This window comes from Thaumasiovibrio clandestinus (assembly GCF_047250365.1).
Classification (GTDB): Bacteria; Pseudomonadota; Gammaproteobacteria; order Enterobacterales; family Vibrionaceae; genus Thaumasiovibrio.
This window is the reverse complement of record NZ_JBLBVL010000003.1, coordinates 426714-442666: the sequence shown is the minus strand read 5'-3', so window position 1 is coordinate 442666 and position 15953 is coordinate 426714. Positions and strand designations below refer to the sequence as shown.

Below are 15953 nucleotides of genomic sequence, written 5' to 3'. Positions count from 1 at the left end.
CTGTACCCACATCCCAGTCGCTAATATTTTGCTTAAAAGAGTGAGCATGGGCGAACATCCCGCCCATATTGGTCACATTAGCGGTGTCAACTACAAAGCGAGCTACAAACCAGACCAAAATGGCAGCGAAAGAATACCTCTCTTTGCTATTTAAGTATGAATTTTTATTGTCCGTCGACACTGTATGAATCGTTAGATTCGCCTATTACCTGAAAGCTGGAGGAGTATTTATGCTAGTTAAGCTGTGAAAATAATTCTCTGAAACAAACTCTGAGTATGAAGTCACTTTACCCACATCCCAGTCGCTAATATCTTGGTTAAAGGAGCTAGCAGCACCGTTGAACATCTTGCTCATATCAGTAACATTAGCAGTGTTCCAACCACCAATGTCTTGGTTAAAGGCGTTAGCACCTTCAAACATCCTACTCATATCGGTAACATTAGCAGTATTCCAACCACCAATGTTTTGGTTAAAGGTGCGGGCGTAGCTGAACATATTGTTCATATCGGTAACATTAGCGGTATTCCAATTGCTAATGTCTTGGTTAAAGGCGCGAGCAAACAAAAACATGCGACTCATATCTGTCACATTCGCAGTATCCCAGCCGCTAATATCCTGATTAAAATTTGCGTAGGTGAACATTTCACGCATATTAGTCACATTAGCGGTATCCCAGCCACTGATGTTTTGGTTAAAAGATTTAGTACCGTAAAACATGCGACTCATACTAGCCACATTAACGGTATTCCATCCGCTAATATTTTGATTAAAAGAGTCTGCACGGAAGAACATACTGTTCATATCAGTAACATTTGCAGTATCCCAATCGCCAATGTCTTGGTTGAAAGAATCATGTTCGGAGAACATACCGTTCATCGTCGTAACATTAGCAGTGTCCCAATTGCCAATATTTTGGTTAAAAGAGTGTGCACTTCTGAACATCCCGCTCATATTCATCACATTCGCGGTATTCCAGTCGCTAATATTTTGGTTAAAAGAGTGAGCATGGGCGAACATTCCGCCCATATTGGTCACATTAGCGGTATCCCATCCGCCAATGTCTTGGTTAAAATAGCCTGCGCCGGCGAACATTAGACTCATATTGGTCACATTAGAGGTGTTCCATCCGCTAATATCTTGGTTAAAATAGCCTGCACCGGAGAACATTCTGTTCATGTTCGTGACATTAGCGGTATTCCAGTATCTGATGTCTGGGTTTAGCTTGGTGTTTTTAAATAAGCGTGACATATCTGTGATGTTGGACGTATCAAAGTTTTCAATTCCACAAATGTCGCCATTGCGAATCAATTTTTCTAGCTCTTTCCGTGATTCTTGCGGGGAGGACGTTATCTCACTGCCACCTTTCTGTGGTGAGGGTGGTGTTTTACAGACCATATCGCGGCTACTACATCCGGCCATAACAATGGAAACAATTGCTATGATAGCGAGAGATTTAGTCACGTGAATTTTTTTATCTTTTACTGGTATCATTGGTTTTTCCTTGAACGACATAGCCAAAGAGGCTATATCGAGTCCAATTAGTGATGCTTACAATTTTATTGTTGCGAATCATAGATTAGCGGAATCGTGTCGTCTATGAATTAAAATCATTTTTGCCCATGACTGGCTTTTTCTAATCGTGAGCGACTCATTTCTTTCGCTTGTACATGCTGTGTTTGAGTGGGTAGTTTAGGTAAATGTTAGGTTTATAGAACGCCATCCCCACAAAAAGGGTGCAGAACTTACATTTATTCCACGGTCAACCCTGTGTGGTTCTGATAAACAGCCTGATGCCTCATTATATGGTGAGGCTGGGTAATCAGGGTGAGATCACGAACGTTTTTTAAACAAAATCACGATCGATTTGACGATCACATTTAGCTGTGATCTTATACTCCCTTTTTAGGGAAAGCATCATGCACATCGACCACTTCAAAGAACATTTTCAAACGATTACCGATCAACGCCAAAGCCCAAAGGTCACTTATTGCCTGTTTGAAGTCCTTTTTGGCTCGCTATGTGCGGTGATTGCAGGCGCGAAAGGCTGGTTTGATATTCGTGAATACATTCTCGGTCATCATGATTGGTTTAAGCGTAATGAGTTGTTTTTGAATGGCATTCCTGCTGATGACACGATAGCTCGAATAATCTCCACAATTGAACCCGAGCAGTTCCATGCGTGCTTCATTAACTGGATGTCATCAATACACACCCTTACCGAAGGTCAAGTTATTGCAATTGATGGCAAAACACCTTGAGGCTCTTACAATCGTGAAGACAGAGCGAGCACCATTCACATGATCAGTGCTTATGCATCGTCAAACAAGCTCGTGTTGGGGCAGCTGAAAACCGAAGAAAAAAGCAATGAAATTACAGCGATCCCTGAACTGATAAAGATGCTTGATATCAAGGGTTCCCTAGTCACCATTGATGCAATGGCCTGCCAAACCAAAATTGCCAAAACCATTGTAGAGCAAGGTGGGGACTACTTGCTTGCCGTAAAGAGCAACCAAGGGAAACTCCGTCAAGCAATAGAAAAGGCGTTCTCTTCTCAGCGATCTAATGTGGTTGCTGACATCTCTCCCGAGCAAGGACACGGCCGTATAGAGTCTCGCCAATGCTATGTTTTTGATAGTACGAAACTTGAAGGTAACTTCTCTCGCTGGAAAGGCTTGCAGAGCATTGTTATGGTTGAAAACTTTCGTCTTGAGAAAGGCAAATCTGTCGCTCTAGAGTACCGTTATTACATCAGTTCTAAAAAGCTTAGTGGAGAGCAAGCTGCGATGGCAGTCAGAGAACATTGGGGTATAGAATCAATGCACTGGGTGCTTGATGTAACCATGAATGAAGACGCGTGCCAGATATACAAAAATCACGGTGCAGAGAATCTATCATGCTTACGTCATATGAGTTTGAACATGCTCCGAGAAGAGCCAACCAAGCTAAGCATTGTAGGGAAGCAAAAGCGATGCATGATGAATACATCCATGCTAGAGGCAGTATTGAGTGCTGGTTTTAGTCAGGAGGTGAAAAACTAGGCACTCATGCGGTCGCCCTGGCTGGGTAATATTATCAATTCAGATTAGATAATAATTAAATTCATCGACAGTTATTTGCTTGTAGTGCACACGCCACATTAAGAAATTTCTAAAAAACAACAACTAACCGGCTTTGTTGCGTAATTCGATGGAACTAATCGGCTGAGCTGCGATCTGATCGACTATCGCACATAACCATCTTAGATCCATGCCTAAACCCCGTTATAAAACAAACAACTGGAAGCAATACAACGAGGCGTTGATTAATCGCGGCTCCCTTACCTTTTGGATCGATGAGCAAACTATCAAAGACTGGAACCAAACAGCGCAAACGTGGTAGACCCCGAATTTTCAGCGATTTAGCTATTTCAACGGCACTGATGGTCAAGCGCTTGTTCGCGTTACCTTTGCGAGCACTACAAGGTTTTATTAATTCGATTTTTTCCTTGGCTAAGATTCCACTTAAGTGTCCCCACTACACGTGTATCAGCCGACGAGCTAAGACAGTTGAAGTTGCCTTCAAAACGGATACGCGCGGACCGATTCAACACTTAGCCATCGATGCTACTGGTTTGAAAGTGTACGGCGAAGGCGAATGGAAGGTAAAAAAGCATGGTACTGAAGGTAAACGCCGCGTTTGGCGAAAACTCCATATTGCTGTTGATACAGCAACACACGAAATTATCGCAGCAGAGCTGAGTCTATCAAGTGTAACTGATGCAGAGGTCCTTCCCAATTTACTTAAGCAAACTCGTCGAAAATCAAAGAGGTGTCAGGTGATGGAGCTTACGACACACGAGAATGCCATAGAGCGATATCGATTAAGCAGGCTATACCGCTGATCCCACCACGAGACGGTGCAGCGCTTTGGGAGCCCAGTCATCCACGCAATTTAGCTGTCGCTTGTCAAAAGTTGTACGGCTCAAACAAGAAATGGAAGAAGAAGTCCGGTTATCACATGCGGTCCCTGTCAGAGACAGCCATGCATCGGATAAAGTCATTGCTTGGTGGTGCGCTCAGCTTGAGGGATTATAACGCTCAAGTTGGAGAAGCTTATGCGATGATCAAAGCTCTAAACAAACTGACTGGCCTAGGTATGCCTGAAACCCAGCGAGTAGGATAAGAACTAACCGAAAATGGATTGCTACCGACCATTTTTGATTTACACAACAAAGACCATTTTGGGGCAAAGGTGTGTTTGCCGCGTTCGGCTTCAGCACACCTTTGGACAATTGGGAAACAGCTTGTTTCACAATAAATCTCATGATGGTTTCTTGCGTTCTAAACACGTCTTGGGGCATTTTCGAGTTACGATTTCTGGAAAATGTCACGAGCCTTCGGATACGATGAGTTAGGGCAAGCAAACTACTCAGGTAACTGCCACAATTGGCAGCATGGTAGACAAAGTCAGGTTGGTGATAAACGGCTGTGTAGAAGGGCCAACTCGGGCGTCTAGTTGATACCACTCCTGCTCAACAACATAACACTCGCTAAACCTCTGACCTGGCATCAAACAGCCATTACCGACGGAGCACCGCGATCCATCGCCCCAAGTTAAACAAACTGGTCAGCGAGGCAGCGACATAGGTCAGCGCCGCAGCCTTGAGAATTTTCTCCGCATGCTCCAGATCACCATCATGCAGGTAACCACCTTTCTGCAGGATAGGCAGAGCTTTGTCATAACTGGCATCGAACTCAACCGGAAGAGTCAATAGGTGCACCATGGTACTTAGTGCCATTGAAACAATGCCAATCATTATCGTTATCGCTCCTGCTTGCGGCAGACGGGTTAGCATTAGGATTAACGGAGCAGCCACTAGCATCATTCCAGCAATACGCTCGCCGACCATGGCAGTCTTTACGAGTTTCTGCCGCGCTAGGAACAAAGACTCTCCACGCGAATCCTGAATGGCATGCCCCACTTCATGGGCAGCCACAGTCACTGCGGTAAGCGAGTACCCTGAGTAGTTGTCCGGCGTCAAACGCACAGTCTTAGCGACCGGATCATAGTGATCACCGGCAGAGGTCTCCTCTATCCCGACATTACCCAAGCCGACGCTGTCCAGCAGGTGGCGAGCAAGTTCACCACCGCTTCCCTGCTTGCGATAGCGATCAGCCGGCTGTCTGTACTTTTCCATCACATGCTTGACCCACAGGCTCGGCAGGAAGATGCACATCGCGATTATGAGTAATATGACTATCCAGAACATTAAATCAGTATGCCATGAGCAATTGTGCGACTACTAAATATTATACGCATAGAAATGAGAAGCTGATCCTTGCCAACAAAAGTGTCATGCCCTACCCCCGTCAGCACAAAGGCAAGTTACGCAGTTTTGACTACACTGGTCAAAACTGCGACCTATCACGAACTTCAAATCATCGCCCTGCCATATTGCACATCAACACCTGGAATCATCCTGACTCATAACCGAAAAAAAGTCGAAAAAAAATGATTAATCACGCGATTTTGGCTCCACTAATTACCTACCAGTCGATATTGACCATCCATAATGCTTATATCGTCAATATAGTAAGGAGTACGGTATGAACAAACCAGCAGTACCAACCAACAGCCACTTGATGTCTCATGAAGAAGTAATCTCGTTCTTTCACCTAAAAAGTCGATCAACGCTCTATAAATGGAGGAAATACCGTGGATTCCCAAACCCGTTGACATTGATGCCTTGCAGGTGGGAACGCTCTGCCGTCATGGAGTGGGCGCAAACTCAATCGACCAACATCTAAAGCTATCGCGTTTTCAGTTGATGTTGAACCTCACGCATAATGCGATCAGCATAACGCTCATATGCGATAAGCTGCTCCTCGTGCCAATTGTGTTTATTGTAAATGCCAAGTACGCCTCCCAATTCATGTCCGAGCATTTTCTCAATCACATGAGGGGGCGTTCCTTGCTCAGAGCACAACGTCGAGATAGAACGCCTGAAGTCATGAGTCCGCCAATGCGGTAGATCCAAACTGTGCCTCAACCTGCGAATATATCGGTTACATGCAGAAATCGTTATGGGCACAGCAAGATCTGCCCCCGGAAACAGCACGTCGTCATAAATTGACATTAGTCTCTCTATAAATGGGACTATCTGCCTGGGAATTGGTCTTCTAATCTGCTTGCGTGTCTTGCTGATCTCCGCAGGAACGGTCCATAAGCACTTATCTAAATCGAAATGGTCGCGCCTAGCCAAGCGTAGTTCTGATAAGCGATTACCCCAAAGCATACTTATTAAGTGTAAATTCTTAGTGCTAGTTCCAGCTTTACTGCGCTCAATCGCAACCCAAATTTTCGCTAACTCATCAAAATCTAAAACACGCTCTCCTTTTTCTGCCGCCTTCCCCACATTGGCTTGCCTCAAAAGGTCGAACTTAGTATTTTCAATCAAGAACTTAGTTTTACAGAAATTAAGACACGCTCTCATTTTGGAAAAAACAGAATTTGCTGTTTTAGGATTCACAGCGGCAATACCATCTAGCCACTGAGTCCATTCACGAGGCGTAATACGCTCAACAGCTATCTGTGGTAACTTACCGTACATGTGATTCTTTGCTATCGAGTGATAAAGCTCCTGGCTCTGAGGCGACAAAGTCACGACATGTTGCTCAAGCCATGCATCCACACAGTCATCTGCCGTGATAAAATCAGGGTCACCAGTAAGGGCGATTTGCGGATTTTTTCCCAACTCCCTTAATTCAAGCATTTTCTTGTGGATTTCCCTTGCTTGCTTAAGGCTAATTGTCGGATACTTCCCAATAACGATGCGCTTTTGGCTACCATTGAAGCGGCACCTATAAACGAACGTTAACGTGGCTTTAGTGGAAACCCGAACATTTAACCCCATACCATCACTGAGTTCGTAGGCCTTGGGAATTGAAGACTGCTTAATGATTGCTTTCAACTGCTTGTCTGCTATTGCCATTTTCTCTTACCTGATTTGGGCACACTCAATTCAAAATTTGGGCACATAGTTGGGCACAAATACTTTTCCGAAAGTGGAAACATCTGGAATTACAACAAATCAATGCGACAAATTATAACCACTCAATCTATTGAAAATATGGCACAATATCTTGTTTTTTCAAGCCTGGAGGTAGCCAGTGAGCACCGATAACCAACCAACATTCTATTGGCTCGATTATGAAACCTTCGGTATTGATCCTGCTCGGGATAAAGCCTGTCAGTTTGCCGGCGTGCGCACCGACGCAGATTTTAACATTATCGGCGAACCGCTAGTTATCTATTGCCAGCCCACCGATGATTACTTACCATCGCCTGAAGCAACGCTCGTTACCGGGATTACCCCACAATTGGCTAAAGAGAAAGGCCTAAGTGAGCCGGAGTTCATCGCTGCCATTCACAAAGAGCTGACTCAACCTGGCACGTGTGTTGTCGGATATAACAATATCCGTTTCGATGATGAGGTAACTCGCCACCTGCTATACAGAAATTTTTACGACCCATACGCATGGGCGTGGCAAAATGGGAATTCTCGTTGGGATCTGCTGGATGTGCTCCGCACCTGTTATGCACTAAGACCAGAAGGCATTGAATGGCCAATCGATGAAGATACAGGGCTTGTTAGCTTTAAGCTAGAGCGGCTTTCTGTTGCTAATGGCATTGAACACAGCAATGCCCATGATGCAATGGCAGATGTTATCGCTACAATCGAAATGGCTAAAAAAGTTAAGCAAGCACAGCCAAAACTGTTTGAATACCTGTATGACTTAAGAAATAAGAAAAAAGTGCAATCGCTGTTAGACCCAGTGAATATGGCACCCATCGTTCATGTCTCCGGTATGCTTGGCGGCCAATGCGGAAATACCTCATGGATGGTACCGATGGCATGGCACCCAACCAACAACAATGCGATGATTTGTATCAACTTGGCCAAGGATCCTACCCCACTCTTTGAGCTTGATGCAGATACCCTGCGGCAGCGGCTCTACACCAAGCAATCAGCGTTAGCAGAGGGCGAATTACCTGTCCCGGTAAAACTGATACACATTAATAAATGCCCGAGCGTTGCCCCGGCAAAAACCCTAACAGCCAACGATGCAGAACGACTAGGGATCGATCGTGAATATTGCTTAAATAACCTTAAAGCACTGCGTAATGCACCCGAAATCCGAGAAAAACTGCTGCAGTTATTCACTGATGATTCAAACAAAAATGCACACAGCGAAAAGCCGTTAGATGCAAGATTGTACGATGGCTTCTTCTCATACAATGATAAAACGGCTCTCGACATTATCCGAGAAACGTCCCCTGAGAAACTCGCCTTTTTAACGCTCAATGTCGAAGATGAGCGCATTAAGCCCCTTGTATTCCAATATCGGGCACGTCATTTCCCGCACACGCTCTCCGAACAAGAGCAACAACGCTGGTACTATGCCCGCCGAGACTATTTTGAAAGTGAGCTCCCTCGTTATATGTCAAATCTGGAAGGCCTTGCACAACAGTACGCACATGACCCTGACAAGTTAAAACTGCTCGAAAGTGTCTATCGCTATGTAGAAAGTATCGCAAGCTAACCTTCCACTCGCACTATCAAACCTATGTCGAGCGATTAACGTACATAGGTTTTGATCAGCTCAGACGAGTCGCACTATACTAAATAGCAAGTGATGAATGAAACGGTAGCGGGTAAGCGAATGAACTCCGCAGCGCTGTGTAAAAGCTATCAATTTGCTGATGTGTACATTGATCTAGAGAGTAACAAACTGCTTTGGGATAGCGGATCTTATACGCTCCTGAGCCAGCTCGAATCATCTATTATGGATCTGTTGTGTTATCACGGTGGTGAGGTTATTTCTTACTCTGTTCTCGAGCGCGTCTTATCTAACGCTCAAACCTATAACGCAACACTGACACTCGAACAGCACATTCGCAACTTAAACACAAAGTTAGCGCCATCTAATTCCCTATCGATTCATCACGTCTTTGACTTCGGCTATCGTATTCCACCTCCGCTACCTGAGAACAGTACAGAATATCATCATCGTTCCGTTCAATTACCAGCGATAATCATACCAACTCAACAAACGAACAAGAGGCGGAGGTTAATCACCTTTCTTGGCTCCATCCTGTTTCTGTTCTTCGTTTAGTCGTGTAAACGGTGGGGCAACTCGCAAAAAAACGCCTAACAATGTAACGATGCAACAAGTAAGCCCGTCATGTGACATGGATCACTTTAATTCTAATTGGCTGCGCTTACACTAGGCTTCAACTAATAAGGAAACCGTTTATGAACCCAAGTTTTACTGCTGCCCTATCGCAGCAATCTGAAGCGATTCAGGCTTTTTTTGCCAATGAGTTCAAAACTTGCCCATTCCATGGTTATCTTTCCAAGCATCAGTGGCAAGAATTATCAAAAACAGCGCAACTTGACTCGAAGGATTTAAAGCTCGCGTTGCTACCATTAGCAGCAAGTTACTCCGTTGCACCTATCTCCGAGTTTAATGTCGGCGCAATCGTTGAAGCGTTATCCGGTAACATCTACTTTGGTGCCAATATGGAGTTTCATGGTATTGGTATGGCAAATACCATTCATGCCGAGCAATCTGCGATCAGCCATGCATGGTCACATGGTGAAGACGGTATTAGCGACATCACGATTAACTACAGCCCGTGCGGTCATTGCCGACAATTTATGAATGAACTGAATAATGCGCACGATCTGGTCATTCATTTACCAAATCGTACTCCGCACAAACTGCATGAGTTTTTACCCGACGACTTTGGCCCCAAAGATCTTGGCATATCTATTGGCTTAATGGCGAAAACAACACCATCATTTAAGATAGAGCGTTTAGCACCATTGGCTGAAGCGGCAAGTCAAGCTGCAGCCCTTTCGCACGCGCCGTATAGTAGCAATTTGGCTGGGATCGCTTTGGAAACGAAAAGTAAGCTTATTTTTAGTGGTATGTATGCTGAAAATGCAGCGTTTAACCCAAGCTTACCCCCACTACAGGTCGCCTTGGTGCAGCTAATTCTGTCTGGCGAAACGTTTGATAATATAACCAGCGCTTGCCTAGTAGAAAGCAAAGCTGGCAAGGTCTCGTTCTTAGGTGATTGTCAGCAAGTTTTAGAAAATATCAATCCTGATATCCCTCTAGAGTACTTAACAATATAATCATGCCATATTAGAAAGGCACACCATTTGGTGTGCCTTTGTGTTAGAAGTTCACACGGAAACCAAGTTTAGCTTCCCAATCCAACTCAATGCCGTCTAAATATAAGCTTGGGCCAACATCAACATAAAAATCAACATTACTGGCCGACATCTGCGCACCTAAACCCGGCGTTAACGCAATGCTCTTACTGCTGCGGTCAACATATTGCCCACCTAAATATAAATAAAGTGGCGTATTTGATACCCCATAAACACGGTTCATCCCAAAACCTAGGTTGTCTTCCAAGCTGAAATTAAAGCGATATGCATTATATTTCATTTCAACGCCCCAATACGGTTCGCCAACAAAAAGGCCCAAGCCTAATTTAGCATTCGCTGTAAAACTAACCGTTAATAACAGTAAAAAAGTGACTCTCTTTAGCATCTTTATCTCAGTAAAAGCAAAAACATAACTTAAGTAACTTTAACAAAACGACGGTTAGAATAATTTACTAAACTTATTAATTAACAGACAACTGACAAAGCGCGCTTAATCAATCACCATTTCTACATTCATGCTCTCTAATCTTAAGTTGCGCAAACGTTTGCGTGGTTAGTTATTTCAGGTATCATTCTCTTATCTATCGCATAGAGTTAAAGGTATCATTATGTTTGGAACAGCACTGTGTACACAGTCAACGAAAGTACTATTACTAGGCGCAGGTGAGCTAGGAAAAGAAGTCGCTATCGAGTGTCAACGCTTAGGCATTGAAGTCATTGCCGTTGACCGCTATGAAAACGCACCTGCCATGCATATTGCGCACCGCAGTTATGTTATTGATATGCTAGATGCTAGCGCACTACAATCTATCGTAGACAAAGAAAAACCGGATTATATTGTTCCTGAGATTGAAGCCATCGCGACAGAACAATTAGTAAAACTGGAACAGCAAGGCATCAATGTTGTTCCCAATGCTAACGCAACAAAACTAACCATGAATCGTGAAGGCATTCGACGCTTAGCCGCCGAAGAGCTTAACATCCCTACGTCTAATTATCTGTTCGCCAACCACTTAAACGATTTTAAGCAAGCCATTGAGCAGGTTAAATTACCTTGTGTCGTTAAACCAATCATGAGCTCTTCTGGTAAAGGGCAAAGTATCATACGTAATATACAAGACATTGAGCCAGCATGGCACTACGCTCAGGAGGGAGGACGAACCGGGCAAGGCAGAGTTATTGTTGAGGAGCTAGTCAATTTTGACTATGAAATAACATTGCTAACAGTTCGAGCCATCGATGGTATCCACTTCTGCGCTCCTATTGGGCATCGACAAGAAGGAGGGGATTACCGTGAGTCTTGGCAGCCTCAAATAATGTCAACGCGTGCGCTTGAACGTGCGCAGCAAATTGCAGAAAAGGTGGTCAACGCCTTAGGCGGGTATGGTCTGTTTGGCGTAGAGCTATTTGTTCGTGGTGATACCGTTATTTTTAATGAAGTGTCCCCTCGCCCTCACGATACCGGAATGGTCACCATGATCTCCCAAGATCAGTCTGAATTTGCTCTGCATGTCCGCGCATTTTTAAAGCTGCCAATCTGTCAAGTGGAGCTACTCGGGCCTTCTGCTTCAGCTGTGATCTTAGGCTCTGGTAAATCAAACAACGTAAGGTACACAAACGTGGCTCAAGCACTCGCTATGCCATTAACGCAAATACGTCTGTTTAGTAAGCCAGATATCAACGGAATACGCCGAATGGGGGTTGCATTAACTCGCCGCCAAACGACCAGCCAAGCGATAGAAGATGCGGTTACTGCGTCTCAAACAATAGAACTGCACTACTAGCCTCACAGCTAATAACGCTATAAGAGCAAAGAAAGGAGCCTAGGCTCCTTTCTTTGCTCTTATAATTCTCAGGCTTTTAAGGGATTCCTTGGCGGCTCATAGAACCACCCTCGCACGGGATCGGTAGATGAAAGTAACGCATAGTCGCTGTTATGGGCTTCTTTCTCAAAACGCGTTTGGGGACGAGACAATGATATCTCTTCTGCAGAATAAGGTCCCTGAGCAACAATCTCCCAAGCCCTTTTTGCATCTTGTTCAGATTTAAAGCTACTCAGTGAGCGTACCATTCCATCAAATTTGTGTTCCGCAACAATAAAGTATGCGTTTTCAATCCACTCGATGTGGATGTCTGATACTTGTTTACGCCGGCGCGCAACAACCAAATCTGGTAGAACTATTGTCTTCATGGTAACCCACCTGAAATATAAGCTTGCAAAAATGATACGTCATTAAGTGGTTGAGGTTTGCAAAGAAAATCACATTGTAACGGTTTGTTACGCTTTTCTTTGCAAAGTCATACCCAAATCACAAGCACTGACTCTTGATAGTACAGTACGAGTACGTTTTTTAAGCAACTTATTCTTGACCTTCGCCCTATTTCGATATACTGTTTATTCATACAGTACTGATTATGAGTACAGTTATTTATCAACCAGTTTAAAAAACGCTGACATAAGCGCATTTTTAATTCGAGAACGGGAGAACGTCATGGATGTGATAACCTTCAACCCCAGCTTAGTGAAGATGAACAAGCAGGCAGTAGTCGCTAACGATGTAACACATGCGTTCTTTGATTTAGGCAAAAGTGACAATACGGCGCTTGAGGGGTTATTACGTTTATTAAAAATGCTGACTCGTGGAGATAAATGGGTTTTATGTATTGGTTATGATTGCTTACTAGATAAGAACTTATTAGTCGCAGCAGGGATTGATTTATCAAAAGTGAGAGTGGTTCCAGCTAATTGCAACGCTGAAAAACAGCGCTATTTAGAGCAAGCATCACATCATGCTCATTATGCGGCCTATTTATTTGCTGATAATAACGGTGAGCTCTCAATACCTAACTGTAATACGCCATGCATTAAGATTTGTAACCAAAGACAAATACATTAATTTAAAACAGCACATTCAGCCTGTTTTATTACAAACTAAATGTGCTACTAAAGGTAACATACTACTGGGCTAACATTGCTTAGCCTAAAACTGATATCGACAAGCTGTCTTGCCAGTCAACATGATTATCCACTGTACAATGCGCTTCTTTTTGAATTATTTGGATTTGATCTTCTTCAAAAGCATAAGGCAGTATGACATCTAGTGAGTTGATGCCCTTCTTACGGGCCAATTCAACTAATCGGATAATGTTATCTGTATCACTATATGATAATGATAACTTATGAAGCGCTTTAGAAAAAAAGTCTTGATGATGAGGTACCGTAAACAACTCTTTTAATACAGCTGAGAAATCGGCTTTATCTTTTGCTGCATAAAATAAAAAATCACTATAGTTAAACTGACAGGTATTACTGATTGACCTATCCATAGTAACCACTCCATTAGTTTTGGTTATTGACTATGTGTTATTCAAATAACCATTAGACTGAAGTAGTTGTATCGTATACGGGTTAAGCATGCAATAAAAACAGACTATTCTCGGCCAAATCAGATCAAGCGGCACACAGTTAAAACATATATTTCACATGATTAACAATTCCATATACTAGTGTTGTTTTTATCAATTAGTTAGCCGTACACAATTGTCATGATAATTAGCGAACTCAGTAATGGCTAAATCATACCTCACTCGCTTCTATTTATTATTCATGTACTCGTGTATTGGGTCGACTCTTTATCTTATACCGTGTAGAAACTCATTTCGTGTCGCCGGATTTCTTTTGAAAATTCCACCCAATGCTGTCGTGGTTGTTGAGCTGGTCGCATCTAAAACACCACGGGCTTTAACACAGTAGTGCGTCGCATCGATGGTCACAGCGACGTCATCGCTCTCTAGTAACACTTGCAGAGCCACCAAAATTTGCTGTGTTAGACGCTCTTGTACTTGAGGACGACGCGCAAAAAAGCGAACAATTCGATTAATTTTAGATAACCCAATGATCTTACTTCGTGGTATATACGCAACTGTTGCTACACCATCAATCGTAACAAGGTGATGTTCACACGTGCTGGTTAATGTAATGTTTTTTACACGCACCATTTCATCACAGTTCATTTTGTTATCAATTAATGTGATCTTAGGAAAAGTCTCGTAATCTAACCCAGAGAAGATCTCATCAACATACATTTTGGCCACGCGGTGAGGCGTTTCCGCTAAACTGTCATCCGTTAAGTCTAACGATAGAACACGCATAATTTCTGCCATGTGATGTTCAATAGCAGCTTTACGCTCTTCTCGATTACTGGTCAGATCATGATTAAGTGGCGTTTCCAGCCCCCTCACGGCAAGTGCATCTTTCACTTTCAACGCCGCACTACTCAACTGTGGCATATTACCTCCGGCACACAATACAATGATAGTGATCTTAACTATCAGCAATACTCCAAAATAATGTCGCAGAATACCTGTATTGCCAGTAAATTACACCTGTTATTTCAATCACCCCTACTCATAGTGCATAATGAACTTAAAGTAATACCACTAAATATAATGAAAGGAGTCAAGCATGGATCAATGCGCCACCCCAGGTTTAATGGATCTCGATAAGGCCCTCAATAAATTGTTGAACGCCACTATTGCTATCACAGAAAAAAAACAAATTGCCTTATCTGAATCTCTGGGTTATGTCCTTGCCACTAACGTTACCTCTCCTGTCAATGTGCCTGCTTTTGACAACTCTGCAATGGACGGTTTTGCTTACTGCAATCAATCAGATAACACATCTTTTACGGTTGTAGGTACTGCCTATGCTGGTGCACCTTTTCAAGGTCAGCCCTCTCAAGGAGAGTGCGTGCGTATTATGACAGGTGCGGCCATCCCCGCGGGGTGTGATACCGTGGTTATGCAGGAGCAAACGCAAATCGACAACACAATAATGATGCTAACCGCACAACAACCAACGGGAAACAATATCCGCTTAGCGGGCGATGATATAAAAGCAGGAGAAACTGTTCTCCGTTCAGGCACTCGGTTATCTGCTCGGCATATTCCGTTACTCGCGAGCTTAGGTATTGCAACAGTTTCTGTCTTTCGCCGTCCAGTAGTCGCCATTATTTCTACAGGTGATGAACTTAAGCCGCTAGGTCAACCTCTAGAGTATGGGGAAATTTACGACACAAACCGGTATACCCTCACCTCGTTGCTGCAGCGCTCTCAGTGCGAGATTCTCGATCTGGGCATAATTAAGGACGACAAATCAAGTATTCGAGATGCGTTCGTTAAAGCGTCGGCATCAGCGGATCTCGTTATCACATCTGGTGGAGTGAGTGTCGGAGATGCCGATTATACGAGAGAGGTCTTAGAAGAGATTGGTGAAATTGGCTTTTGGAAGTTAGCGATAAAGCCAGGGAAACCGTTCGCCTTTGGTAAAATCAACGATACGCTTTTTTGCGGTTTGCCAGGAAATCCTGTCTCAGCGCTGGTGACTTTTATGCAGCTTGTTTACCCGCTATTGCAAACGTTAGCGTCCCAAGAGGCAACGCCAGCCCTAAAACTGGCAGCGACAACAAATTCAGCGTTCAAAAAACGCCCCGGACGCGTTGATTTCCAACGTGGTATTTATCACGTTAAAGATGGTGAACTAACTGTTGAAACGACTGGAAACCAGAGTTCTGGCGCATTCAGTTCATTGGCAGCGGCCAACTGTTTCGTGGTTCTTGAAAGAGAAAGAGGGAATGTGGGCGCGGGTGAAAAAGTGATCATCGAGCCTTTTGACTGGCTACTCGCTTAATTAATGCGCAGCAACTGGCTATCATCGTTGTACAAACAGAA

15 protein-coding genes and 2 pseudogenes are annotated in these 15953 nt (G+C 43.7%); 9 read left to right on the top strand and 8 right to left on the bottom strand.

The window, feature by feature from the left end:
- Window positions 1-76 (bottom strand): BspA family leucine-rich repeat surface protein (locus tag ACKLNH_RS07660; RefSeq protein ID WP_413111671.1); only part of this gene is annotated, 76 nt, incomplete at its 3' end.
- A 129-nt stretch (window positions 77-205) separates the two neighbouring features.
- Window positions 206-1492, bottom strand: coding sequence for a BspA family leucine-rich repeat surface protein (locus tag ACKLNH_RS07655; protein ID WP_413111657.1), 1287 nt, complete (start codon window positions 1490-1492; stop codon window positions 206-208).
- Window positions 1493-1917: 425 nt separating this feature from the next.
- Between ACKLNH_RS07655 and ACKLNH_RS07650 the strand changes: the two are divergent.
- Window positions 1918-3039: pseudogene (locus tag ACKLNH_RS07650) on the top strand (ISAs1 family transposase).
- Window positions 3040-3247: 208 nt separating this feature from the next.
- A pseudogene (locus ACKLNH_RS07645) lies at window positions 3248-4162 on the top strand (IS5 family transposase).
- Between the two features lie 397 nt (window positions 4163-4559).
- On the opposite strand, the gene ACKLNH_RS07640 reads toward ACKLNH_RS07645, so the two are convergent.
- Window positions 4560-5249 (bottom strand): zinc metallopeptidase, encoded by a 690-nt coding sequence (locus ACKLNH_RS07640; RefSeq protein ID WP_413111656.1) that lies wholly within the window; start codon window positions 5247-5249, stop codon window positions 4560-4562.
- Window positions 5250-5586: 337 nt separating this feature from the next.
- Between ACKLNH_RS07640 and ACKLNH_RS07635 the strand changes: the two genes are divergently transcribed.
- A complete protein-coding gene (locus tag ACKLNH_RS07635; RefSeq protein ID WP_413111655.1) occupies window positions 5587-5787 on the top strand; it encodes a helix-turn-helix transcriptional regulator in 201 nt (66 codons plus the stop codon).
- 2 nt (window positions 5788-5789) lie between these two features.
- Here the strand turns inward: ACKLNH_RS07635 and ACKLNH_RS07630 are convergent, their stop codons facing one another.
- Window positions 5790-6971, bottom strand: coding sequence for a tyrosine-type recombinase/integrase (locus ACKLNH_RS07630; RefSeq protein ID WP_413111654.1), 1182 nt, complete (start codon window positions 6969-6971; stop codon window positions 5790-5792).
- Between the two features lie 178 nt (window positions 6972-7149).
- On the opposite strand from ACKLNH_RS07630, the gene sbcB reads away from it, so the two are divergent.
- The 3 genes from sbcB (at window position 7150) to cdd (ending at window position 10184) form a co-directional block, all read left to right on the top strand.
- The gene (gene sbcB, locus ACKLNH_RS07625; protein ID WP_413111653.1) at window positions 7150-8583 is read left to right on the top strand and encodes an exodeoxyribonuclease I; all 1434 of its coding nucleotides are present in this window, start codon (window positions 7150-7152) and stop codon (window positions 8581-8583) included.
- Window positions 8584-8676: 93 nt separating this feature from the next.
- The gene (locus tag ACKLNH_RS07620; RefSeq protein WP_413111652.1) at window positions 8677-9156 is read left to right on the top strand and encodes a winged helix-turn-helix domain-containing protein; all 480 of its coding nucleotides are present in this window, start codon (window positions 8677-8679) and stop codon (window positions 9154-9156) included.
- A gap of 140 nt (window positions 9157-9296) precedes the next feature.
- Window positions 9297-10184, top strand: coding sequence for a cytidine deaminase (cdd, locus tag ACKLNH_RS07615; RefSeq protein WP_413111651.1), 888 nt, complete (start codon window positions 9297-9299; stop codon window positions 10182-10184).
- 43 nt (window positions 10185-10227) lie between these two features.
- On the opposite strand, the gene ACKLNH_RS07610 is transcribed toward cdd, so the two are convergent.
- Entirely contained in the window at window positions 10228-10608 is a 381-nt protein-coding gene (locus ACKLNH_RS07610; RefSeq protein ID WP_413111650.1) for a hypothetical protein, read from the bottom strand.
- Window positions 10609-10831: 223 nt separating this feature from the next.
- Between ACKLNH_RS07610 and purT the strand changes: the two genes are divergently transcribed.
- Entirely contained in the window at window positions 10832-12007 is a 1176-nt protein-coding gene (gene purT, locus ACKLNH_RS07605) for a formate-dependent phosphoribosylglycinamide formyltransferase (RefSeq protein WP_413111649.1), read from the top strand.
- A gap of 68 nt (window positions 12008-12075) precedes the next feature.
- Here purT and ACKLNH_RS07600 read toward each other — a convergent pair whose 3' ends face one another.
- Window positions 12076-12414 (bottom strand): hypothetical protein, encoded by a 339-nt coding sequence (locus tag ACKLNH_RS07600; protein ID WP_413111648.1) that lies wholly within the window; start codon window positions 12412-12414, stop codon window positions 12076-12078.
- Window positions 12415-12751: 337 nt separating this feature from the next.
- Here ACKLNH_RS07600 and ACKLNH_RS07595 point away from each other — a divergent pair, with 337 nt between their 5' ends.
- Window positions 12752-13120, top strand: coding sequence for a hypothetical protein (locus ACKLNH_RS07595; RefSeq protein WP_413111647.1), 369 nt, complete (start codon window positions 12752-12754; stop codon window positions 13118-13120).
- Between the two features lie 79 nt (window positions 13121-13199).
- On the opposite strand, the gene ACKLNH_RS07590 is transcribed toward ACKLNH_RS07595, so the two are convergent.
- Window positions 13200-13550: a hypothetical protein gene (locus tag ACKLNH_RS07590; protein ID WP_413111646.1), complete on the bottom strand. Its 351-nt coding sequence runs from the start codon at window positions 13548-13550 to the stop codon at window positions 13200-13202.
- Between the two features lie 306 nt (window positions 13551-13856).
- Window positions 13857-14513, bottom strand: a complete 657-nt coding sequence (gene folE, locus ACKLNH_RS07585) for a GTP cyclohydrolase I FolE (protein WP_413111645.1) — start codon at window positions 14511-14513, stop codon at window positions 13857-13859.
- A 175-nt stretch (window positions 14514-14688) separates the two neighbouring features.
- Here folE and moeA point away from each other — a divergent pair, with 175 nt between their 5' ends.
- Window positions 14689-15912, top strand: coding sequence for a molybdopterin molybdotransferase MoeA (gene moeA, locus ACKLNH_RS07580; protein WP_413111644.1), 1224 nt, complete (start codon window positions 14689-14691; stop codon window positions 15910-15912).
- Window positions 15913-15953 lie beyond the last annotated feature (41 nt).